Here is a 23035-nt window from a genome sequence, read left to right as displayed (position 1 = left end):
TCAACGTTAATTAATCGTAAGAAATAGCAAAAGGTTACAAAAAATACAAAATAAAAAAAGCTGTTGAATCAATCATCAACAGTCTTTTTTATTTTGCATGACAGGGAAAGTACATCAATCGAATAGGGAAAAAGTGTTTATCCCCTTCACTCCGGGGACAGGATAATAGTAACTTCCCCATGCTATGGTCCTCAAAGGAGTTGAAAGCACAATGTCTCGTCACTGGTATCGGCTGCTTCGTTATCCAATCATCGCTCTGGCTGTGACATTAACGCTACTTTGGACGCATCATTACCATCGCCTGCCCGCTTCGTACGCTGTCGCGACACGGACACATACCGTTACGATTTCTAGCGCTGGCTTTTTGCCTAATCAATTGACCGCACACGAAGGAGAGCGAGTCTCGTTGATGATCGTCAACACCGATACGCGCCCTCACAATCTATCCATTCGTGATCTGAACCTTACATCCACAGAGCTAAAGCCGACCCAATCGACTCTTTTACAGTTTTCAGCCGTCAAACGCGGTCGGTATCATTTCGTATCAGACGCACCTGGCTATCCGGAAACAGGCTTCCAAGGCATGCTCGTCATTGACTAGCCTGCACTTCTTCGTCTGGTGAGATTTGCTTCCACCGTCCGAATTTTATCATGAGTAGAGGAATAATCCCGATCGCGGTGATCATTCCAAAAAACAAATAAATGGCTAGCACCGAAAACGAATCTTTGATCCACCCTGCTACCAAATTGCAAAACATCGCACCAAGCCCGCCTCCTACTGAAAAGAAGATGGCTAACGCCGTCACCTGAAGGGATGCGGGCGTATTTTCGCGCACAAATTGGGCTGCTGTCGCCAAATAAAAACCTACTGAAATCCCTTGCACAAAGAACATGGCAATCACGGCAGTGGTACTCGGAGCTGAGCTATACCAGAACCAGCGCATCGCGCAAAAAATCGCAGATAGCAAGAGTGTCAACTCCAGCCCCCACCTGCGGACAATATAACCCGCCAGTTTCATAAAAGGAGCCTCACTGCCTGCAAACAACAAGAAGGCAAGACCGATTCCGGCAATGGTCCCTCCGATATCCTGATAAAACAGGGAAAACCAAATATTATTGGCGTTTACAGAGCCCATCATGCAGAACGATGAGATCAAAAACAACGCAAATCGCGGAATTCGCGCCAAATCTCTGATCCCTGCAAGCATACTGACGCGAAACCGCGAAGCCTCTGTCACTTCTTCCGGAACCTTCCGAAGAAACAGAATGGCAATCAGAAACGCCAAGCAAAACGAGTAAAAAAGAGCATGTGGCCCCCACTGCTCGACGAGAATACCTGTGATGAATGCCGCTAGTGCAAAGCCGATGGCTCCCCACAAGCGAATGTCGCCGAACTGCATGCCATGTCCCTTTGCATAACCAAGAGCCAAGCTATCTGAGATAGGAACAACGGCACTTTGAAAAAACGACAGCAGTATGTAGAGCAAAAATACGTAAACAAAGGTGGAAGCACCCGTAAAGAGAAGTCCCACCAAGCCGGTGATGATCAATGTCAGAATCAGCACAGTTTTGCGAATTTGATAGCGATCACAGATCATACCCCACATCGGCTGTGCCACAATGGAAACAATCGGCGCGACTGCACTGATGAGACCGATTTGGGTCCCAGTTAGATGGATGGATTCGTAGTATTGCGTAATGAGCGGAGCAAAAGCGCCAAACCCGTAGTAAATAAAAAGATAAAGGGCGCAAAGACTTACGTATCTGCCTTTTGCGCCCCCCAGCCCTATACCGGAAAGTGATTCTGGCATATAACTCTCCTATTTTGAGGTTCATTAACCGTGTAAGAAAACATAACGCAGAGCATGCCTCTATTATTTATTTTACCGTTGGCAATATTTTCGCCATGTTGACGGTGCGTTTTTTCTCCCATGTAGCCGGATTGAATTCATCGAACTGCTCCAGGAAGGAGATGACTTCCTTCGTCAATGGAGTCGGCGTCGAAGCACCAGAAGTAACCGCCACATTTCTCTTTCCACGCAGCCATTCAATGTCCAGTTCAGACAAATCAGCGATACGATACGAGGGAACATTCGCGATTTCTTCTGAGACCTGTGCTAAACGATTGGAGTTGTTGCTACGCGGATCGCCTACGACGAGGCACAAATCTGCCTCTCCAACTTGCTCCGCTACAGCTTCCTGACGAACCTGTGTTGCGAGACAAATTTCATTATGCACTTCCACACCTGGAAAACGCTGAAGAATGGCGTCCATCAGATGTTTGACATCCCATTGGCTCATGGTCGTCTGGTTCGTTACGATCAGCTTGTCTGTCGGCAGATCGAGCGCGTCCAGCTCTTCCAGCTTTTGAACTAGATGTACGTGATCCGGCGCGATTCCCATCGCACCCTCTGGCTCTGGATGTCCTTTTTTGCCGATGTAGAGCACATGGTAGCCTTCTGCTACTTTTTCACGGATCAAATCATGTGTCTTCGTTACATCCGGGCAAGTCGCGTCTACGACGGTCAAGCCTTTATCGCGCGCTTTCTTGCGTACCTCAGGAGACACGCCATGGGCAGTGAAGATTACCGTTCCTTCATGGACCTGATCCAAAAGAGCCAGTCGATCCTCTCCATCCAATGTTTTTATCCCTTGTTTTTCAAACGCCTCGACGACGTGAGCATTGTGTACGATCATGCCCAAAATGTGAATCGGGCGGGGCAAGTCAAAGTTTTGCGCTGTTCGCAGTGCCAAGACCATGGCATCCACTACACCGTAACAATATCCACGGGGGGAAATCTTGATGACTTCCATCTTTACCCCTCCTACTTTTTATAATGCGTGAGCGAAAGACATTCACCCCGTATTATACCTTATTTGTCTCCTGCACGCTTCTGTTCGTAAACCTTCAGATTATTGTAGACAACTTTTAAGAGCGGCGTGGACAAGCCTTTTTGTTCCGCTCGCTCCAAGAGATAGCCTTGAAGATGATCCGCTTCCACCGGAAGACCTTTTTCCATATCACGCAGCATCGAAGATTTCGTTTGAGGACGCTGATTCTGGAAAGTCTCCATCTGCTTGTCGACGATATCTGGCTTGATCGGTGCCTCCAAGGCGTTCATGACAGAAACGATTTCCTCAGCGAGTTGACGAGTCAACTCTACGCCCCAAGCCGATTCCCGGATTGGACCGACAGCGGAATTCATCAGCGTGGTAATACCGGAAAACGTCGCAATAAACAAGTATTTGTGCCAGGCTTCCCGTTGAATATTTGCGCTGGCACGCATCGTCCCGTTGATCTTGGAAAAGGTTTGCTCGATCCGCTCGACACGCTCGCTTTTGCCGCCCTCCCACTCCCCGAAAACCGTATCATGAATTGGACTTGTCTGCACGACATCTCCGTCAGCATTCAGCGTCGTCTCAATGAAACAAAGACCCCCGAGCACACGCTCCCGGCCAAAACGATCCCACAACAGTTCCATGTGCGCAATTCCATTCAATAGCGGAATGACGACCGTGTCCTCGCCTATGTACGGAGCGATGGCATCGATGCTATCTTCCAACGTGTAAGCTTTGTTGGACAATAGCACAACATCAAAAGGTCCTGCTTCCTCACCTGCTTGAATCAGTTGTGGCTGTTCCAAAAGCAAATCCCCATGAATGCTCTGAATGCGCAAGCCTCGCTCCTGCAGCTGTTTGTATCTACGTTCGCGCACAAGAAACGTTACATCTACCCCCGACTCAACCAGCCTGCCACCAAAATAACCGCCAATGCCCCCCGCTCCCAGTACGAGAACCTTCATCTAAAATCGCCTCCGCGTTTATAAGTCATGGTTTGTCTACATTTTATTAAAAAGTAACCATTTTCTAAACCCCACAATATAATGTTAGAAATTCTGACATTCAACGTAAGAAAACCTCTTGACGAACAATAAGAATTGTCGATATAATTCGGAATATAGAAATCAAGTAAAAACCGAACGTTGATAATGAATTCATAACTTTAATTCGTGAATGGAGTGAATCATGTTGGATATGAAAACAGTCTTGTCCACAATTGACACAGAAAAAGTGGAATATGTAGATTTTCGCATTGTTGACCTGCTCGGCCGCCAACACCATGTCACCGTTCCTGCCTACGCGGTAGATGAAGGAACTTTCCGTAATGGCGTCGCATTTGACGGCTCCAGTCTAATCGGCTACAAGTCCATTGAAGAAAGCGACATGGTAGCGATGCCCGATCCGGCAACCGCCTTCATCGATCCATTCGTAGAAGCCAAAACCATGAATATCATCTGCAACATCGTCAATCCAGACAACACCGTCTACACACGCGATCCTCGCGGCATTGCCCTCAAGGCCGAAGCCTATCTGCAACAATCCGGCCTCGCTACCGCTGCTTACTTTGGTCCAGAATCCGAGTTCTTCCTCTTTGACAACGTACGCTATGCCTCTGGTCCATCCGGCTCCTTCTTCCACATCGATTCTGAAGAAGCTTTCTGGAACACAGGTAAAGAAGGACAAAACCTCGGCTACAAAGTACGCAACAAGGGCGGATACTTCCCTGTTCAACCAACCGACTCCCAAATGGATATCCGCAATGAAATGTGCACGTTGATGACGAAATGCGGCATGTATGTAGAGCGCCATCACCATGAGGTGGCAACAGCCGGTCAAGGTGAGATTAATTTCCGCTTCGATACACTGACTCGTACAGCAGACAATTTATTGCTGTTCAAATATATCGTGCGCAACGTAGCAGCCAAACACGGCAAAACTGCTACCTTCATGCCAAAACCAATCGTTGGAGACAACGGATCAGGGATGCACGTTCATCAAAGCTTGTTTAACGGCGATACCCCGTTGTTCTATGAGCAAGGCGGTTACGCAAACCTAAGTGAGACTGCGCTGCACTACATTGGTGGCATTTTGCACCACGCCCCCGCACTGATCGCTTTGACGAACCCAAGCACCAACTCGTTCAAGCGTCTGGTTCCCGGCTACGAAGCACCCGTGAATTTGGTCTTCTCCAAAGGAAATCGCTCTGCTGCCGTTCGGATTCCGATTGCTGCCGTTACGCCAAAAGCGTCCCGTATTGAGTTCCGCACCCCGGACTCTACGGCTAACCCGTACTTGGCTTTTGCTGCCATGCTGATGGCTGGCCTCGATGGTATCAAGCGCAAGCTCGACCCGCGTGAACTGGGCTTTGGACCATTGGATAAAAACATCTACGACTTGTCCGATGCAGAAAAACACGAAATCAAGAGCGCTCCCGGCTCTCTCGCAGAAGCACTTGTCGCACTTGAACAAGACCATGACTTCTTGCTCGAAGGGGATGTCTTTACAAAAGAAGTAATTGAAGGTTGGATTGCACAAAAACGCGGTGAGATTGAGCAAGTGGAACGGACTGTGAATCCGAAAGAGTATGAGCTGTATTACGACCTATAAGTTACAGGAAAAAGCCCTTCTCTGATGAGGAGGGCTTTCTTATGCATTCGAATAAAAGGCCACTCCCCATCACAAATTAAAAGCGTATTGCGAAAAACAGATGATGGGATGCGCATTGATTATGTTGATTCAAAAGATAACTCGCTCTCTCATACAAGGGTCTGCCATTCTTCTTCTGACCATAAGCATGTCAGCCGCTATCGGTCAGAAAATGGCTTACGCCGATCACTCGTTACCAATCATAAGCGATCAAGGTATATATTCAATTGAGGTCTATCCGAGAAAACATCAGCTGATCATCCGAAAGCATGGGAAAGTATTGAAAACCTATGTGGTTGCAGTTGGCAATCCCTCTACACCTACACCTGTTGGAGAATATAAAATCATAGCAAAAGGAAAAGATTGGGGACCCTCTTTTGGTCCGAGATGGCTGGGGTTAAACGTCCCATGGGGAATATATGGCATCCACGGCACAAACAAGCCTCATTCAATCGGCCAGCATTTGAGCCACGGTTGTATTCGTATGAGAAACAAAGACGTAATCGAATTATTCAAGATGACTCCACTCGGAACAAAAGTCACGATTTATGGGCATATATTGGGGGACCCAAGCCATGATCCTAGAAATTTAGCGGAAGGCGACGTTGGTGGAGATGTACAGCTCATCCAATCTCGATTAAAGAGCGCTGGTTATTATCACGGGGTATGCGATGGCAAGTTTCGATCCTCGACAACTACAGCTCTAAAGAAATTTCAACGGGATCGAAAATTAAAGCCAAACGGCGTTGTATCAAGCAAGGTTTATGAAGAGTTGGGATTAGTGGAATAAATCCTGGCACGGTTCGTGTTTCCACTACATAAACCTTCTAAACATACTTCCAATCCCATTCGTTCCTTGGAAAGTTTTGAATACCTCGTTTGCTACTTTTACACCATTGAGGATTGTGCCTATATCAAGATTTAGATTAGAAAGCCGTGGTGGTCGAGACTCTTTTCTCGTCCGACGGCTCGTTTTTGACCACTCTTGATAATACTGCCCAAGGGATTCAGGATTTTTCTGTAGCTTTCTGATCGAGACCTTATTTGATTTCAGCCAATCCGCAAATTCAGGGCTAAAGCCATTCATTTGTCTAGCCACTTTTCATTCTCACCTCGTTTCATAAATGAATAATGCAAAGGGATCATATGTCCCTTTGCATTACTCTTTTGCTTAAACCCATTTCCTAATCACAATCACATCCGACAATGACAAGCAAAACAAACAGAACTAGGATCAGAGCAAAGTCATCAAAGCCATTAAAGAAACCCATTCTGCCTCCCCCTTTCCTTAGACACCCTACTGTATGCACATTTCTCATGATTTGCCTGTACACTCACCTAATAGAAAAAGGACGCAAGCATTTGCCTACGCCCTTTTTCACCCTATTGCAGTCCGATTTGCGATTTTACTTGCAGAATCCCACCTCGGAAAGAAAAATTCGCATTTGCTCCAATCGTCCCTTCTCCCTCATACATGTAGACGATCGTGTGTCCTTCCTCTCCTGCTTTACCAACCTCAGCGAGCAGTTCACCTTCCCCGCCCACTATTTTTTTTACTTCCTCAAAGCTCATCCCATTTTCAATCTGTTCAAATTCACTCTTCGTGATCGTTGCTTTCTCTGTCGCCGCAGGAGCAGTCGCTTCTGGTGTAGGTGAAGCTGGTGTTGCTGGCGCGGTTGCCTCAGGTGCTGGAGCCGTAGCAGTTGGCGTTGCGGGTGAATTTGCTGCCGTATCCGTTGATGGCCCGGAGCTACATCCAGCCAACATGATAGCGAAAGCCACTATAAAAAAAGACATTTTCTTCAAAGAAAAAGGACCCCCTTAACTAAAATGAATCTCCCCTACCATAATTCAAAATATTCCTCTCAACAAGAATAACAACCTGACATTTCTCGACAAAGACGAATCTTTTCGGGCATAAGAATGCAAAAAGAGCCTCAAAAAAGGCTCCCTTTGCGTTGACATTACTCTTTTACATAAAGCTGATACATCTCGGTTTCTTCATCCGTTGCTTTTGCGATTCGAAAAGCTTCTTCCACGCTTTTCTTGTTTTGAATTACCTCGTAGAAAAAGCGCAGGGCGAACATCAGCGCAGAATTTCCGTCCGGGTAATCATCTGGCCCGATATACGTATGGCAACCACTGTCCAGAAAGGCCTTCGCTAATTCAGGATCACCAAGCGAGCATCCGTTACTTAACACGATTTTTCCATCTAGCTTGGCAAAACGTCTAACGTCGTCAGGACCAAAATCACCCTTTGGTTCTCCTTCCTCGTATACGTCCTCGCCCAGCTCTGGCATAATGAGGCTTCCCTCATCTCCATGGAAATTCAGAACAATCATGTCGGTATTTGGGTAGAGGTCGCTACCATTCAATACATCAATCAAATCGCTTGGTCGACCAATCCAGTACGTAAAGACTCGCGCTCCAAAATACTCAAGTGTATTCCGGATTGCTTGGCTGTCCAGATCTGTATCCGGACCAATTACTAAGGCAACATTCATTTCAGGTTTACTCATCGTGATATTCCTCCATTTTGTTGTAAGTGGTTTTTATTTGTGGGTAGACAAAACCATTTACATGGAGGGGGTCGGGCCAACTGGTGGATGGCAAGACGTTACTTCTTCATCATCATGATATAGGTAAACTCCTCTTCAATTGGAAATTTTTAAAATTTATAGCAGTATATCACTCGTAACATGTCATGTAAAGTTTTTCCGCCCCTCGTTTTGCAGCGATTACGCAAACCCTTTTTTGATTTTGGTCTTCATGTCACGATACAGCTCTCCGTATGTAATCGCATGCTCGATATGCGAATAGGAAAGTACGGAATCGCCATCCTTGCTCTCGCAGCATGCAAAGAACAAGCTTTCCATCAGATTGTGATTTTCGATGGAATTGGTAATGTGGACGCAATCCTCAATCGAATCATGAGCGTCATGCTTGTAAAAAAGAAATGTCCCTTCTTTGAACGCCCCTTTTTTGTTAGCGTCTTTCCAAATGAGCATGCCCAAGGTAATAAAGTACCCGTCCTGGAAGCGGATGACGCCGGTAATGACAGAATTAATCGTGGTCGGAATGATCGCAATCGAGTCATTGAGCTGATTGACGTATTCATACAATGCTTTATTGGATTCTTGAAGATCAGCGATTGGTACATGAAGAAGCTGCTTGTCTCTTAATTTTTCTACGAGTTGCTGAACGCATAGCGTCTTATTCAAAGTTGAAATCACAACCTCATCACTTCCCCCATTGTAAGTAAGTGCCTTCTTTACGTTATTCGTGATGAATGGACATATCCCTACAAAATCCGCACAATCTTCTTACTTTTTCAGCGAGAATCAAATTTTACCATACGTAAGAGGCATGGAAGTCGGTAGTCTGTCTGCAAAAGGCGAACACGTCCCCCTTCACCAGGGTTCATGTTGAAATTTCCAGCAGGGTCGAGGGTGGGTACGGGGATCATTCCATGAAAAAAGCCCTTCACGCCTTGATGTGGCGAGAAGGGCCTCTTGGCGCGAACTTACGCCTTTCCCTTTAAATAATCATCTTTTATCTTCTTTTCCTGCTCGACGGTAGTCATCTCTTTCTCCAATACTTGATACATCAGTTCATCCTTCACCTTACGTGAAATTCCTTTTTCCTGGTGATTCGGGACCGATGTACTCATGACAGAGTCTTGTTCCATACCAGCGTACCTCCATGGCTTTTTGGGGTTAGCTTGCCCGAAAGCCGCCACTCCATTCACCACACCTGCTGAACACTGAGCATTTTTCGCAGCTCGTCGACCGTGCGTGGAATATTTCCGCCAAGTTCACGCTTCCACTGCTCAGGCAGTGCCTCCCACACATCAACGAGCAACGGCATACCCAGATGAAGACTCTCCAGCATGGTTCTATTTTCCAATGCCTCCTGCGGATCTCCCGCGAAAACAAGCCTGCCTTCATCCATGATGCAAATCCACTCTGCCCATTCAAACGCGATATCCATATCATGTGTCGCCATCAAAACAGTCGTTCCTTGCCGGTGAATCGCATCGAGCTCCCGCAGCAAATTTTTAGTCTGATAGCGATCCAGATACGCAGTAGGCTCGTCCAACAGCAAAAGCTCTGGCTCCATGACCATGACCCCCGCGAGTGCCAGACGCCGTTTTTGTCCCAGGCTCAAATGATGAATCGGAGCTTCTGCCAGCTCTCTCAACCCGAATGCATCCAGCACTTTTTCTACCTTTGCCCGTATGACTTCCGTAGGCAGCTTTTGATTGCATAAACCGTAGGATATATCTTCTGCGACCGTACTTGCGATCAGCTGATGCTCGGGATCTTGAAAGACCAAGCCTACCTTTTGCGTCATCTCTTGTAGTGCGGCTCGTTTGTAGACAAGCGGTTTCCCCTTCCACAGCACCTGTCCCTTCTGTGGCTCGATGATCCCGTTCCCATGCAAGAACAAGGTAGACTTCCCACAGCCGTTTCGTCCCAAAAGGACACATTTTTTCCCCTCTGGAATCCATAAGGACAGCCCAGACAGGACCGGTCCCCGCCCTCCTGGATACGTGTACTGCAAATCGATGAACTCCAACAACCGTGATGTCATAACTACCAACCTCCTGTCCACCACTCAAGCAGCACCAGCAGCATACAGCCTGCGATTGACTCCCATTCATAACGTCGCGAACGAGCATGGGTATGAAACGCGAGCACCTGCATGCTCTCCCCGAAGCCTCTAGCCGCCATTCCTTTATGCAAGGCTTCGTATTTGCGCATCGCTCTGACAAACAATTGCGCAACGAGAATCCCTGCATCCCGAAGTGTCGCTCGGAAGCCGCGATGACCTCCACGCGAACGTTGGGCAATCCAGAGCTGGTGAGAAATTGTTACTAACACAAAAATAAACCGATACATGATCATTAATAAATCAGTCACAAGGACAGGCATACGAAGTCGGCGAAACACCTGCAAGATTTCGGCAAACGGCACGGTAAACAAAATGAAGGCAAAGCAAGATAAGCTCGCCATGGTACGCCAAAATAAGATCCAAACTTTACTGAATGATGACGTCGGCACATAGAGCACATACGAACCCAACTCCCATGCTGCCGCGACCTGGACCTGTACTTCGCCTGCTTTCGCCCCTTCTACCAATAGGGCAGGGAGCCCCGCCGCGAAAAACGAGAGCGACACGATCATAAAGGCACAATAGATACGGACAGGTATACGGGCATACACCACTACCCATACCGTCATCCAAACAACGACGGCCATCTGCATCCATACATGTCCCACCAAGACGAGCAGTAACAATGCACTCGCCAGCAAGAGCTTATGAGCTGGCGGCAGACGTTTCAGCCTGTTTTGATAAGAGAGAGAATCAAGCTGCAGCCCGTTCATTTTTTCCGCTTATCCAACCGACCTTTGTATAAGCCCACGGCGTAGCCAACCACTCCCGCTCCCAACGCCGCCTGCACCGCAAACAATAGGCTCTCCGTCTCTCCCCCTGGCGGTTCTATCAGCGGCTGGAACCACGGTTCGTAGTTCGGAGCAATTTCCTTGATCGCTTCCTCCGCCACGCCGTCTGCGCCGCCAAATTCCGAATCCTGCACCAGCAACAGTGGGACAATCGCCAGTACGATTACCCCCAAGAGTAATAGCCAGTTCCATCCTTTTTTCACAGCGATTCCTCCCGTTTGAGCAAACGAAGCTGTGTAAGCTCTTTTGCGTTGTAAGATAACAACCAGTTCCAAACAAGAACGGTCAACAGACCTTCACTGATTGCGAGCGGAACTTGCGTGAATGCAAAAATTCCTGCGAATTTGGCAAACGAGGCCAACACTCCACCAGATTCAGCTGGAAATGCGAGTGCCAGTTGAATCGAAGTCACCACATAGGTAGCGAGGTCAGCCAAGGCAGCCGCCGCAAAAACAGCCAGACGCTGGCTTCCGCGCACTTTCATGATCACCCGATAGATTCCGTATGCCACCAGTGGTCCTACTACTGCCATGGATACAGCATTTGCCCCTAGCGTAGTCAAACCTCCATGTGCCAAAAGCAAGGCTTGAAACAAGAGCACCATGCTCCCTAACACAGACATCGCAAAAGGCCCAAACATAATGGCGCCAAGGCCCGTTCCAGTCGGGTGAGAGCTGCTGCCTGTAACTGAAGGGATTTTCAGTGCAGATAAAACAAAGGCAAACGCTCCTGCAACACCAATAAGGAGCTTCATTTCGGGATGTTCTTTTACAATCTTGTTAATCGAGCGAATCCCAAGAATAAAAAATGGCAAGAAGACAGCCCACCAAAATAAGGCCCAGGATAATGGCAAATACCCTTCCATGATGTGCATCGCATGTCCTGTCTCTGGTTCATTGAGCAGGAAATACAGGACAAAGCCCGCGATCATCAAACAAGTAGATACGAGACGAGATCGATTCATGTTCCTTCCTCCTTCACTGACTTTCGTTCTTTTCCTACAAACAAAAAAATCCCATCCATCAATGGACGAGATGTGCACACAAAACAACAGACTGACATACAGCCTCATTGCCTCGTATTCACCGCTCCTTTCCGCGAAGGTTTTGTGGGTGTGGCTACTAGGTAGGTCTCCTGGCTTCCAGATCCATACGCTCTTTGTCCTTCCCCATACAAAAATGAGTGGTTTCCTTCTCAAAGAGAGCTCCCTGGTTACAGTGGCGGGACCGCTCGGGACTTTCACCCGATTCCCTGTTACCCTTTATGCGTCACATAAAGGCACCTAACGCCGATCATATGAAGTTGACAGACAATTCATGTTTGTCCCACATCATTATAACGGATCACTACATAAATCGGAAGAATATAAGCAAAAACGCATAAGCCGATGCCCCACTACAAACGGAGCCATCGACCTATGCGTACTTGTTCTATCTATTCTTTTGCGTCTACGCCAATTACTTCACTAATATGTTTAAAACCATCGCGCTGCATGAGCTTGAGTAGCTTTTTGTTAATTTGCTTGGCGATACCTGGGCCTTGATAAATCATCCCCGTATACACCTGAACGAGACTGGCTCCTGCTCGGATTTTCGCGTAGGCGTCTTCGCCGTTATAAATGCCCCCGACACCGATGATGGGTACCTTGTCTCCTACTTCTTGATAAATCTCCTTCACCCAAGCAGTGGAACGCTCCGTAAGAGGTCTTCCGCTCAAGCCGCCCGCTTCCTCGGCAAAACGATGTCCGGAAACCGCCTCGCGTGACAGTGTCGTATTGGTAGCGATAATTCCGGCAATGCCTTCTTCAACAGCAGCGTGAACAACATCGCGCATGTGCTCATCCGACATGTCTGGTGCTACTTTCAGCAAAATCGGCTTTTTCTTGATGGAACGTGCTTCCATTTCGGTTGCCTTTTCCCTTACTGCACGCACCAAATGACGCAAGCTCTCTGTCTCCTGCAAGTCACGCAGATTCGGGGTATTCGGAGAGCTGATGTTAATGACGAAATAGTGACCGTATGCATAGAGCATGTCCATACATTTGCTATAGTCGATGGCCGCCTCTTCATTCGGCGTTACTTTGTTTTTCCCAATGTTAATCCCAATTGGAACATCTGAGTATGCGTAATCGACCAAATGCTGGGAAGCCAAATACGCACCGTGATTGTTGAAGCCCATCCGGTTAATGACAGCTTGATGTTCCGGCAATCGGAACAAACGCGGCTTCGGATTGCCTGGCTGCCCCTGCGGTGTCAACGTCCCGATTTCCACAAACCCAAAACCAAGAGCACCCAACGCATGATAGACTTCCGCATTTTTATCAAAACCGGCTGCAAGTCCGACTGGATTCGGAAACGTCATTCCCCACAGCTTATTCTCCAACCGCTGGTCTTTTACCTGATAGATCATCTTCAGGATGCTTTTGCCTGGAGCAGAATCCTCCACCAGCCTTAAGGCACCAATTGTCTTTTCATGAATCTCTTCCGCATCATGCTGGAACAGGTATTTTCTTATGAGCTGATACATCGGCTGCACTCCTTACTCCGTTTCTACCTTTTTACCTCATAGTAGAATACCATACTTTTTCGGGCGGATGTAACCTTTATACGTTGATACATATTTCCAAGCAAGCAGGCAAATCCTAACAGCACCACCACGTACAGGGGGATAAGTCTTCATGAAAGTGGACGGAAAAATCGGGATTGGTCAAGCCATTATGGTGATGATGCTGACGATCGGCATTACGAACCACGTAACCGTCATCCCCCTCTTATTGAGTAAAGCCGGAAGAGATGCTTGGTTGAGCGTGTTGCTTGCTGGTATCCCTTTTTCCTTCTGGGCGTACTTGCTGTTTGTGGTTAATCGAAATATGAAGCAACGTTCTTTGCATGAATGGCTCGCCCAACGCTCTGGAAAAATCGTCAGCCATCTGTTACTCATCCCCATCATGGTCTGCCTGTACATGATGGCCCTAACCAATCTGATCGATACCCAGACATGGACGACCGTTAACTACTTGCCTCGAACACCAGAGTGGGTGACCGCCTTAGCCTTAATGGGACTATGTATACTCGCTGCAATTGGTGGAATAACCTCTGTAGGAATCACAGCAGGAATCTTGCTGCCCATCGTGGTTATGCTCGGATTTTTCGTCGCTTTTGGCAATATTCCTAAAAAGGATTATAGTCTTTTGATGCCACTTTTCCAGCATGGGTATCGTCCTCTTTTTCACGGGATGCTCTATGTAGGTGGCGGCATTTCAGAGATGTTCCTGCTACTATTGCTCCAACCTCACGTACGTAAGCCATTGCGCCTCGTACACTTTTTGGTCATGCTCGGCATCACGCTTGTGCTGACACTCAGTCCGTTGACAGGAGCTATTGCGGAATTTGGACCAGTGGAGTCTGCACGCCAACGCTTTCCGGCATTTGAGCAATGGCGGCTGCTCACAATTGGAAAAGACATCGAGAACATGGAGTTTTTCTCCATTTTTCAATGGCTCGCTGGGGCTTTTATACGCATCACCATTTGCTTGTTGCTCTTGGGAGATTTACTCACGATCCGTAACCGAAAACAGCGCAACTTCATGATGATATTTCTAGGTGGAAGCATGATCGCCTTTACCAGCCTCCCCTACAGTGACATGCAGTTTGTATCCTTTCTGACGCACGTATACTATCCGCTTTACTTAGCCATTATCGTTGTGATTACTCTCGCACTCATGCTGGTTACTCTGCGCAAGCCATCCAAACAGGAGGGAATAGGCCATGACCCTTGAAGAGGAACTGCGGGAAAAATTCGCGCATTGTGCGGACGTCGTTTTTATGCGCACGGTCACATCCGAGGACCAGCCTGTATTGATGCTTTATTGCGAAGGACTGGCAGACGTTCGTCAATTACAAGATACGGCATTGCCGCAATTGGAGCGATTCCTGGCTATTGGTGATTTGCGTTCTCTGCCTCTTTTCCCGCTCTTCACGAACCCAGAGTTGTGGGTTGAGAGACTGTTTGCAGGAGATTTACTGATTTTTATTGGTGACTCTCCTCCGTTTGCCTGGGACATCTCCAATCGTCCAGAGCGCACTCCTGAAGAATCTAATACAGAGATTTCGATAAAAGGTCCTCGGGACGGCTTCGTCGAGGATCTCTCCACGAACGTTGCTCTCATTCGCAAGCGCATGCGAACGATTACTCTGGCCTATGAGCCTTTTATTCTCGGAACGCGCTCGCGCACAAGAATCGGTATGATGTATATCACAGATGGGGTATCTGAAGATCTGGTAGAGATGATGCGTGAGAGAATACACAAATGTACCTCAAAAAAAATTGTGAACAGCGCCATTCTGGAAAAGATACTGAGCGACAACACTCACTCCCTGTTTCCATTGGTTGATTATACTGGACGCCCTGACTATGTCATTTACATGCTGCTGCAAGGTAAGGTCGTCGTATTGGTAGACGGCTCGCCCTTGGCACTCGTGGCACCTGTAACCTTACTCGAACTAATCAAATCTCCCGAAGACGATCAGTACCCTGTTACCTATGTATGGCTGGAACGCATGCTGCGCCTAGGTGGATTTTGGATCGCAATCTTTCTGCCTGGCTTCTGGATTGCACTATCCGCCTATAATATAGAGCAATATCCTTTTCAATTGCTCGCTACCGTTACGCAGGGAAGAAAAGGGTTGCCCTTTTCCGCGCCGATGGAGCTATTTCTCATCTTGTTCATTTTTGAGTTTCTACGTGAGGCAGGCGCCCGTCTGCCCAAAAACGTCGGGCAAACACTGGCACTGGTCGGTGCACTGATTATCGGGGATGCTTCCATTCGTGCAGGCCTGACTTCGCCTTCGATGTTGTTTATCGGCTCCCTTACAGTCGTTGCCTCCTTCACACTGGTCAATCAGTCATTAAGCGGTGCGGTAACCGTGGCTCGTTTCGCTGTTTTCTTCCTTTCCGCAACCATCGGCATGTACGGCTTTATCCTCGGGATGATTGCCATCGTATACTACTTGTCCACCTTGACCTCCTTTGGCAGATCGTATATTTTGATGGGTTCATCCAACTCCTTGTTTACACTGTTCATTGTCTTGTTCAAGTCCATGACCAGTTTTTTTCGGACGAGAGCTGCTAAGGGTGGCGATAACAAATGAAATGCATGCGGATTGCTTCTGCTATGCTGCTGTTGGCAACGACTCTTCTTAGCGGCTGCTGGGATCAGAAAGCCATTCAGGACCTTCGCTATTTATCTGCCATGGGCATTGATTACGTCAACAATGAGTATGTTATGTACGCCCAATCCACCGATCTGTCTACCGTCGCGAAGCAGGAGTCATCAACCACCCTTCAATCGCCACCAGCGACCATTTCGATCGGAAAAGGGAAAACGCTTCAGTCTGCCTTTGATAACCTGCAAAAAAACGCACAGGTACCTGTATTTCTAGGCTTTGTATCCTCCATCGTATTTCATGAGCGGCTCTTGCAAAAGGGCGTCATCACCTCCCACGATATTATGAACAGATACGGTCTGATTCGTTACACCAAGTGGGTATTCGGAACGCGGGAGCCGATTGACAAAGTGTTAAGCTCCCATTCTTTGGTCGGATTTTCTCCATTGGACTCTCTCTTGCATCAGCCAAAGGATGTTTACGAGCAGCGTTCGTTTATCGAGCCGATCCAATTTTTTCGGTTTATCTCGAGCTTTTGGGAGCCATCAAACACCGTGTTATTGCCAAACATCACGCTGTACGAGCGATCCTGGAAAGAAAATAACCGTTTTATTTCTCGTCTCTCCATCGATGGCATCCACGCCATACATCGTGGAAATTGGCTGGGTTACTTCCCCAATCGTGATTTAATGGGGATTCGGTGGATGAATAGTGACACGGAATTTGCTGGCCTCGTTGTGCGACAAAACAACACTCCCAAAGCAACCATGCGCATCGAGCATGTTGAATTGGACATCACTCCGATTACCACTGGAGAGCTTCCTCGTTATCAGGTCAATGTCCGACTAAAGGGGTTCGTTCGTGAAATGATGAGTGCCGTTACGCCTACTTTCGTACGGAAAAACTCCGAAGAACAGGTAGCCGAGCAAATTCGCGGGACGTTTCTAAAAGGAGTCAAAGCAGGGGTTGATCTGTATAGCTTGGAGGAACGTTTGTTTAAAAAAGACTACCAAGCTTGGCGAAAATACGAAATACGCAAGCGCAATAAGCTCACACCTGATTCCCTGACCCAAATCCAGGTGAATATGTATTTAAGTGATTCTGGAAAAATGAAGATGGGTTCGGCCAAATACCCTGACCCGCTTGGGCCGAATGAATGAAAAAAACTGCTTGCCGTAAGAACGGACAAGCAGTTTCTTCTTTCTATTTACCGTAAGGCTAGTTTTTCACCAGCAAAACTTCTTCGATAGAAGCATACGGCAGGTTATGCGCATCAGCTACAGCTTTGTAAGCTACTTTGCCGTCGATGACGTTTACGCCTTTTGCCAATGCTTTATTGTCGCGAATTGCTTGTGCGTAGCCTTTGTTCGCCAATTGTACCGCATAAGGAACGGTTACGTTGGTCAGGGCCAATGTAGATGTACGAGCGACTGCACCAGGCATGTTGGCTACCGCGTAGTGAATCACACCGTGCTTCTCATAGGTTGGCTTGTCATGAGTCGTGATGCGATCTACGGTTTCAATCGATCCACCTTGGTCAATCGCAACGTCTACGATTACAGAACCAGGTGACATGTCTTTTACCATATCTTCTGTTACCAGACGTGGAGCACGAGCACCCGGAATGAGTACAGCGCCTACCAGCAAATCTGCTTTTTTCACAGCGTTTGCGATGTTGAAGGAATTGGACATCAACGTCTGAACACGGCCTTGGAACAGGTCATCCAGTTGGCGCAGACGGTCTGCGTTTACATCAATAATCGTTACATTTGCACCCAGTCCAAGCGCCATTTTCGCCGCGTTTGTCCCTACGATCCCGCCGCCGATTACGACTACCTCGCCTTTTGGTACGCCTGGTACGCCACCGAGCAGAACGCCTTTTCCACCGTATTGCTTTTCCAAGAATTGCGCGCCGATTTGAACAGACATACGGCCTGCTACTTCAGACATTGGCATCAACAGTGGCAGAGCGCCATTGTCGAGCTGGATGGTTTCGTAAGCGATTGCAATCACTTTTTTATCGATCAATTCACGAGTCAATTCAGGCTCTGGTGCAAGATGCAAATACGTAAACAGAATCAGACCCTCGCGGAAAAATCCATATTCAGCAGGGAGTGGTTCTTTTACTTTCATCACCATGTCAGACGCCCATGCCTCTGCTGCTGTTTCTACGATCTCAGCGCCTACTGCCTTGTAATCTTCATTCGTAAAACCGCTGCCTTGCCCTGCACTTGCTTCTACACGAACCGAATGTCCGTTTTGTACCAAAGCAGCTACACCTGCTGGAGTAATGGCTACGCGGTTCTCATTATTTTTAATTTCTTTTGGAATTCCAACGATCATGATAAGTATGTCCTCCTTGGAAACGCCGTTTTCTTTGCGGTTACTATTATTGTACAGCGTATCTTCCGGCATACTCCTTGGAGATTCCTTTAATTTTAGCGTCTTTTCATTTGTGAAAATTCACAAACAAACTACTGTTCCCCATCTAATTTGGCTATTTTCAACTCTAAATATAAGGCAGCCCGCTGGTTCATATTGTCGAGATCGACACGCATGATCTCCTCAATTCGTCTCAGTCGGTAGCTCAACGTATTAATGTGGATATGCAGGCGCTCTGCTGTCTTGTTAACTTTGCCAGCGGCATCCAAAAAAGTCTCCAATGTCGTCAAGAGCGTGGTCTGGTTGTCGCGATCGTACTGTCTGAGCTTTTCCAGCCGTTCATTCTGATAGCCCTGCTCCTCTTCCCACTGCTTCAGTTGTAGTAGATAGCGATAAATCCCCAGCTCGTGGTACCCGTGAATCCCCTCATTTTCCTGTGGAAACAGCTTTTTGACCTTGAGCGCATGCAGCGCTTCCCTGTAGCTTTTCACAATATCCGTATAAGACTTGTAATCTCTCCCGTACCCGGCAATCACCTGGCGTCCTTCCGTGACATGTGCTTCGAGCTTGCCGAGCGAGTCTGCGAGGAACTGTTCCACCTTGCGAATGAGCACGTCACTCTTGTCTTTTTTCGCTTCGGACAAACCGATCAATAAAATGATTTGCGAGCCGTCGACAACCCAGAGCAGTTTGTCACGCATTAATAACGGATACAAGTACTGGTCCAGACGCGCTCCTGCCGCTTCAATAATACAAATTAAATAAGAGGTCGGAAGCTGCATCTGCAAGGTGTCTGCTTTTTGGCGAATGACAGCCTCACTGCTGTGATTCCCCAGCAACAGCTCCCACAGAAATTCCTTGCGTCGCTGCTCCTCCGCCTTGCGTTTTCCCTGCCGCTGGATGAGACGCGAGACGGCTACGCGTGCTGCCTGACGAAGAATTTCATCATCTTCCCGGGTAATCGGTCGATTCACCTCTTGTGCCCAAATGTAACCGAGCACGTCGCTCCCTCTGCGAATAGCAATCGCCACACGCTTACCCAAGCCAATTTCGTCCTTGGCCGGGATGTGTACGGGGTCGTCTTGCGTTAACAGCTCCTGGAATACGCCGTCCTTCCAAAGGCGCGTCAGCACTTTTTCCGGTACCCGTCGCCCCATGATGGTAGACCAGCGCGCTTCATCTGTGCTTTCTCCGTGTGAGCTGTAAGCAATCAATTTATGATCGGCATCTTCAACCGTTATCGGATTTTGCAAAAGTTCTCCAATGACATCAGCTAATTCGTCGATATCAGCATGCTGATACTGTTGAAAATAGTTAGGCTCTACGGGCACATTTTCACCTCTTTACCGCTCTTTTGTACGCGTTCCTCTATTATAGTAGAAAACATGACTTCGCTAAACGCTCTCGGTTAATTAATAAGGAGCGGTCGGAATCATGTCGCTGTCATGCGAATTGACACAAAGGAATCGGGTGACTTCACCTGTACGGTTCACCCAGTTGTGCGGTACGGATGAATCCATGTGAATACTGTCGCCAGGGAACAAATCATGCTCCTCTTCCCCGAGCAAAAGAGTCAGCACACCCTCGAGGACGTAAATAAACTCTTGACCCTTATGTACAAAAGGCGTGCCTTTTTCTCCATGCGGTGAGAGCGTGACAAGAATCGGTACCAGTGACGGATTTTCCAAATCACCGGACAGGTCCTCATACACAAAAGGCGCATGCAAAAGCCCAGATCGCTCTTTGCTCGCCCTGCGTACCTGCCCATTCCCTCCACTCGACTCACCCGAAAAGAAATAGCCTGGGCTCACTCCCAAGGCTTCCGAAATTTTTTTCAATGACTCCAGCGTAATGGAAGACTTCCCACGCTCTACTTGGGACAAAAAGCTGATCGACAGCTGCGTTTTTTCTGCAATTTGTTTGAGTGTCTTCTTTTTGCCGACACGAAGCGATTTGATTAATACACCAATGGTAGGTTCCATTTGCATACCTCGCCGTAAAAAGGATAGGTCTATCATACTCTTTCTCGAAAAAAGTTGTAAAGTTAGCATAAGTATCCATTTTTACTATTGCTGCAAATTGCATTGCATTTTATAATCTTTATTATTATCAGATTTGTAATCGCTTTATTCCTTAAAATTGAAGTGCTACTTCACTCTTAAATTGAAGTGACACTTCAATATCTACCGACAAAGGAGGATTACCCGATGGCATTTCAAACACAAGCGGGCGTTTCCAAAAAGGTTCAAAACAAAGCGTTGGTCGCGAGCCTTATTGGCAGCTCCATTGAGTGGTTTGACTTTTTTCTGTATGGAACCATGGCATCGCTCGTATTCAACAAGCTATTTTTTCCTTCTTCTGATCCAACTGTTGGCTTACTGCTCTCTTATCTGTCATTTGGTCTTCCCTTTTTCATCCGGCCATTGGGTGGCGTGATCTTCAGTCATATCGGGGACAAAATCGGTCGTAAAAAAACGCTGGTCTTGACGTTGTCTCTGATGGGTGGCGCTACCGTCTTGATCGGTTTGCTGCCTGATTACAATTCCATTGGCATCTGGGCTCCGATTCTTCTCGTTCTGATGCGCTTGATTCAAGGCTTGGGCATCGGCGGTGAATGGGGAGGGGCATTGCTTCTCGCCGTAGAGTATTCCGGCAAAGGCAGACGCGGCTTTTTTGGAAGTATCCCGCAAATGGGTGTAACCATCGGCATGCTGCTTGGTACGTTGGCCATTTCTTTGATGAGTGCGCTTCCCGATGATCAATTCATGTCTTGGGGCTGGCGAGTTCCGTTTCTGTTGAGTGCAGCACTTGTCTTTTTAGGACTCTGGATTCGCAATGGCATCGATGAAACGCCAGCTTTTCAAGAAGCAAAAAAGACGGGGAACATTGCGAAAGTTCCCATCGTAGATACATTCCGCTATCACTGGAAAGCTGTTCTGATTGCCGTCGGAGCCAAAGTGGTAGAGACGGCGCCGTTCTATATTTTCTCGACGTTTATTATTGCCTACGCGACGAATTACTTGGGCTACGACCGAATAACCGTACTCAATGCCGTGACGATCGCCACATTAGTGACAACCATCGCGATTCCGTACATGGGCATGCTGTCAGATAAAGTCGGCAGAAAGCCTTTGTATATCGCGGGGACTGTAGCGATGATGCTGTTTGCATTCCCTTACTTTTATATGCTGTCATTGAAATCAGCCCTTTGGCTTACCGTCGCTACAGTCATCGGACTCGGGATTCTCTGGGCTCCGGTCACAGCTGTATTGGGTACGATGTTCTCGGAGATTTTCAGCACGAATGTACGCTATACTGGGGTAACGGTTGGCTACCAGCTCGGTGCTGCTTTGGCGGGTGGTACTGCTCCGCTGATCGCTACTGCCTTGTTAAGCTCCTTTAACTCCTGGGTTCCAATCGCTTTGTACATCGTAATTTCCGGAATTATTTCTCTCATTGCGGTTTCTGCTACGAAGGAAACAAAGGATTTGGATTTGGACGAATCCTGATGGAAAGGAAGAATGAGATGCTACTATTAAGCCGTGAAAACATTGAACAAATCTATACGATGAAAGATTGCTTGAAGGATGTGGAACACGTCTTCCGAGAGCATATGCTAGGAAACGTCAGCACCCCTGTTCGTACTGCTATTGACCATCCGAAATACGGAGCGACCAGTCTATACATGCCGTCCTATTTGGAAACGGACGATTACGTAGCGGTAAAAATCATCAGCATTTTCCCGGAGAATCACAAGCACGATATCAAAGCACTCCAAAGTGTAATCGTGTTGACCGAAGCAAAAACAGGACAGCATGTGGCGATGATGGACGCGAGCCTGTTGACGATTATGCGCACAGGTGCAAGCAGTGGCGTTGCAACCAAGTACTTGGCAAAAGAAAATGCGCAAAGCTGCGCTGTATTGGGATGCGGGGCACAATCCATCGGACAAATTCAAGCCGTCATGGAAGTCCGTCCGCTGACAAACATTTATCTCTATAACCGCACACGTGAGAAAGCCGACGAAATGAAACAAACACTCCTCTCCCTCTATCCGGAGTGGCAAGGCGAAATCACGGTTATGGATGATGCCAATGAAGCGGTGGCGAATGCCGAAATCGTGATTTGCAGCACCAAGGCTACCAGCCCGTTGTTTGATGGATCACGCTTGCGTCCTGGTACGCATATCAATGCCATCGGTGCTTTTCTTCCGCATATGCAGGAAGTCGACTCAACTACCGTACAAAGCAGCAAAGTCGTGGTCGATACACTCGAGGGAGCCCGGCACGAGGCAGGCGATCTGCTCATTCCGATAGAACGCGGCGAATGGAGCTTTGAACAAATGCACGCTGAGCTGGGAGACATTCTGATTGGGAAAAAACCTGGCCGAGAAAACGATGAAGAAATCACGCTGTACAAATCCGTGGGTGTTGCCTATTTGGACACAGCCGTTGCCAAAACGGTTTATGAACGTGCGAAAGCAAACGGCATTGGAACAGAAATCAGCTTGTAAATCTTGGCTTATAGAAAAACAGC

Annotated in this window: 25 protein-coding genes and 1 riboswitch; of the genes, 8 read left to right on the top strand and 17 right to left on the bottom strand. The window is 47.6% G+C overall.

What is annotated here, in order from left to right:
- Window positions 1-211 precede the first annotated feature (211 nt).
- Window positions 212-601 (top strand): cupredoxin domain-containing protein, encoded by a 390-nt coding sequence (locus HPY27_RS26230; RefSeq protein ID WP_026043321.1) that lies wholly within the window; start codon window positions 212-214, stop codon window positions 599-601.
- Here HPY27_RS26230 and HPY27_RS26225 read toward each other — a convergent pair.
- The 3 genes from HPY27_RS26225 to HPY27_RS26215 all read right to left on the bottom strand — a co-directional run bounded on the left by HPY27_RS26225 (window position 591) and on the right by HPY27_RS26215 (window position 3803).
- Window positions 591-1811 (bottom strand): MFS transporter, encoded by a 1221-nt coding sequence (locus HPY27_RS26225; RefSeq protein WP_174226346.1) that lies wholly within the window; start codon window positions 1809-1811, stop codon window positions 591-593. The two genes, HPY27_RS26230 and HPY27_RS26225, sit on opposite strands and share 11 nt — an antisense overlap.
- 67 nt (window positions 1812-1878) lie before the next feature.
- Entirely contained in the window at window positions 1879-2814 is a 936-nt protein-coding gene (locus HPY27_RS26220; protein WP_017251499.1) for a 4-hydroxy-3-methylbut-2-enyl diphosphate reductase, read from the bottom strand.
- A gap of 59 nt (window positions 2815-2873) precedes the next feature.
- Window positions 2874-3803, bottom strand: coding sequence for a ketopantoate reductase family protein (locus HPY27_RS26215; protein WP_174226345.1), 930 nt, complete (start codon window positions 3801-3803; stop codon window positions 2874-2876).
- Window positions 3804-4029: 226 nt separating this feature from the next.
- Between HPY27_RS26215 and glnA the strand changes: the two genes are divergently transcribed.
- The gene (glnA, locus tag HPY27_RS26210; RefSeq protein ID WP_173623065.1) at window positions 4030-5448 is read left to right on the top strand and encodes a type I glutamate--ammonia ligase; all 1419 of its coding nucleotides are present in this window, start codon (window positions 4030-4032) and stop codon (window positions 5446-5448) included.
- A 187-nt stretch (window positions 5449-5635) separates the two neighbouring features.
- A complete protein-coding gene (locus HPY27_RS26205; RefSeq protein WP_371736753.1) occupies window positions 5636-6277 on the top strand; it encodes a L,D-transpeptidase family protein in 642 nt (213 codons plus the stop codon).
- Window positions 6278-6301: 24 nt separating this feature from the next.
- On the opposite strand, the gene HPY27_RS26200 is transcribed toward HPY27_RS26205, so the two are convergent.
- From HPY27_RS26200 to HPY27_RS26150, 11 genes are all read right to left on the bottom strand, one after another.
- Entirely contained in the window at window positions 6302-6586 is a 285-nt protein-coding gene (locus HPY27_RS26200; RefSeq protein ID WP_017251503.1) for a hypothetical protein, read from the bottom strand.
- 85 nt (window positions 6587-6671) lie between these two features.
- Window positions 6672-6758: a sporulation protein YjcZ gene (gene yjcZ / locus HPY27_RS26195; protein ID WP_017251504.1), complete on the bottom strand. Its 87-nt coding sequence runs from the start codon at window positions 6756-6758 to the stop codon at window positions 6672-6674.
- A 112-nt stretch (window positions 6759-6870) separates the two neighbouring features.
- Complete coding sequence (locus HPY27_RS29965) at window positions 6871-7284, bottom strand: hypothetical protein (RefSeq protein WP_371736752.1); 414 nt, start codon at window positions 7282-7284, stop codon at window positions 6871-6873.
- Window positions 7285-7451: 167 nt separating this feature from the next.
- Window positions 7452-8006, bottom strand: coding sequence for a hypothetical protein (locus HPY27_RS26185; protein ID WP_017251506.1), 555 nt, complete (start codon window positions 8004-8006; stop codon window positions 7452-7454).
- Window positions 8007-8225: 219 nt separating this feature from the next.
- On the bottom strand, window positions 8226-8720 hold the full coding sequence (locus HPY27_RS26180; protein ID WP_017251507.1) for a hypothetical protein: 495 nt from the start codon (window positions 8718-8720) through the stop codon (window positions 8226-8228).
- A 290-nt stretch (window positions 8721-9010) separates the two neighbouring features.
- Entirely contained in the window at window positions 9011-9175 is a 165-nt protein-coding gene (locus HPY27_RS26175) for a hypothetical protein (protein ID WP_167403227.1), read from the bottom strand.
- Window positions 9176-9231: 56 nt separating this feature from the next.
- Window positions 9232-10080, bottom strand: coding sequence for an energy-coupling factor ABC transporter ATP-binding protein (locus tag HPY27_RS26170; protein ID WP_174226344.1), 849 nt, complete (start codon window positions 10078-10080; stop codon window positions 9232-9234).
- A 2-nt stretch (window positions 10081-10082) separates the two neighbouring features.
- Window positions 10083-10874, bottom strand: a complete 792-nt coding sequence (gene cbiQ / locus HPY27_RS26165) for a cobalt ECF transporter T component CbiQ (RefSeq protein ID WP_174226343.1) — start codon at window positions 10872-10874, stop codon at window positions 10083-10085.
- The gene (locus tag HPY27_RS26160) at window positions 10871-11155 is read right to left on the bottom strand and encodes an energy-coupling factor ABC transporter substrate-binding protein (RefSeq protein WP_007718520.1); all 285 of its coding nucleotides are present in this window, start codon (window positions 11153-11155) and stop codon (window positions 10871-10873) included. Before HPY27_RS26160 ends, cbiQ begins: the two co-directional genes overlap by 4 nt.
- Window positions 11152-11916, bottom strand: a complete 765-nt coding sequence (locus HPY27_RS26155; RefSeq protein ID WP_017251510.1) for an energy-coupling factor ABC transporter permease — start codon at window positions 11914-11916, stop codon at window positions 11152-11154. The genes HPY27_RS26160 and HPY27_RS26155 overlap by 4 nt, the downstream gene beginning before the upstream one ends.
- Window positions 11917-12059: 143 nt before the next feature.
- A riboswitch (cobalamin riboswitch) is annotated at window positions 12060-12253 on the bottom strand.
- 133 nt (window positions 12254-12386) lie between these two features.
- A complete protein-coding gene (locus HPY27_RS26150; protein ID WP_069848916.1) occupies window positions 12387-13478 on the bottom strand; it encodes a quinone-dependent dihydroorotate dehydrogenase in 1092 nt (363 codons plus the stop codon).
- A gap of 151 nt (window positions 13479-13629) precedes the next feature.
- On the opposite strand from HPY27_RS26150, the gene HPY27_RS26145 reads away from it, so the two are divergent.
- The 3 genes from HPY27_RS26145 to HPY27_RS26135 are packed head-to-tail and all read left to right on the top strand — an operon-like array spanning window position 13630 to window position 17277.
- Window positions 13630-14730 (top strand): GerAB/ArcD/ProY family transporter, encoded by a 1101-nt coding sequence (locus HPY27_RS26145; RefSeq protein ID WP_017251513.1) that lies wholly within the window; start codon window positions 13630-13632, stop codon window positions 14728-14730.
- Complete coding sequence (locus tag HPY27_RS26140) at window positions 14720-16102, top strand: spore germination protein (RefSeq protein ID WP_017251514.1); 1383 nt, start codon at window positions 14720-14722, stop codon at window positions 16100-16102. The genes HPY27_RS26145 and HPY27_RS26140 overlap by 11 nt, the downstream gene beginning before the upstream one ends.
- A complete protein-coding gene (locus HPY27_RS26135) occupies window positions 16099-17277 on the top strand; it encodes a Ger(x)C family spore germination protein (RefSeq protein WP_017251515.1) in 1179 nt (392 codons plus the stop codon). The genes HPY27_RS26140 and HPY27_RS26135 overlap by 4 nt, the downstream gene beginning before the upstream one ends.
- Window positions 17278-17335: 58 nt before the next feature.
- On the opposite strand, the gene ald is transcribed toward HPY27_RS26135, so the two are convergent.
- The 3 genes from ald to HPY27_RS26120 all read right to left on the bottom strand — a co-directional run bounded on the left by ald (window position 17336) and on the right by HPY27_RS26120 (window position 20481).
- Entirely contained in the window at window positions 17336-18460 is a 1125-nt protein-coding gene (ald, locus tag HPY27_RS26130; protein WP_026043323.1) for an alanine dehydrogenase, read from the bottom strand.
- A 131-nt stretch (window positions 18461-18591) separates the two neighbouring features.
- Entirely contained in the window at window positions 18592-19830 is a 1239-nt protein-coding gene (locus tag HPY27_RS26125; RefSeq protein ID WP_173622878.1) for a PucR family transcriptional regulator, read from the bottom strand.
- Between the two features lie 81 nt (window positions 19831-19911).
- Complete coding sequence (locus HPY27_RS26120; protein ID WP_069848928.1) at window positions 19912-20481, bottom strand: helix-turn-helix domain-containing protein; 570 nt, start codon at window positions 20479-20481, stop codon at window positions 19912-19914.
- Window positions 20482-20706: 225 nt separating this feature from the next.
- Between HPY27_RS26120 and HPY27_RS26115 the strand changes: the two genes are divergently transcribed.
- Both HPY27_RS26115 and HPY27_RS26110 read left to right on the top strand, forming a co-directional pair.
- Window positions 20707-22008, top strand: a complete 1302-nt coding sequence (locus HPY27_RS26115; RefSeq protein ID WP_174226342.1) for an MFS transporter — start codon at window positions 20707-20709, stop codon at window positions 22006-22008.
- 17 nt (window positions 22009-22025) lie between these two features.
- The gene (locus HPY27_RS26110; protein ID WP_017251520.1) at window positions 22026-23012 is read left to right on the top strand and encodes an ornithine cyclodeaminase family protein; all 987 of its coding nucleotides are present in this window, start codon (window positions 22026-22028) and stop codon (window positions 23010-23012) included.
- Window positions 23013-23035 lie beyond the last annotated feature (23 nt).

Origin of the sequence: Brevibacillus sp. HB1.1, assembly GCF_013332445.1 — a bacterium.
GTDB classification, from domain to species: Bacteria; Bacillota; Bacilli; order Brevibacillales; family Brevibacillaceae; genus Brevibacillus; species Brevibacillus porteri.
Note: the sequence above shows the minus strand (reverse complement) of the source record. Positions and strands in the feature narration are given on the sequence as shown.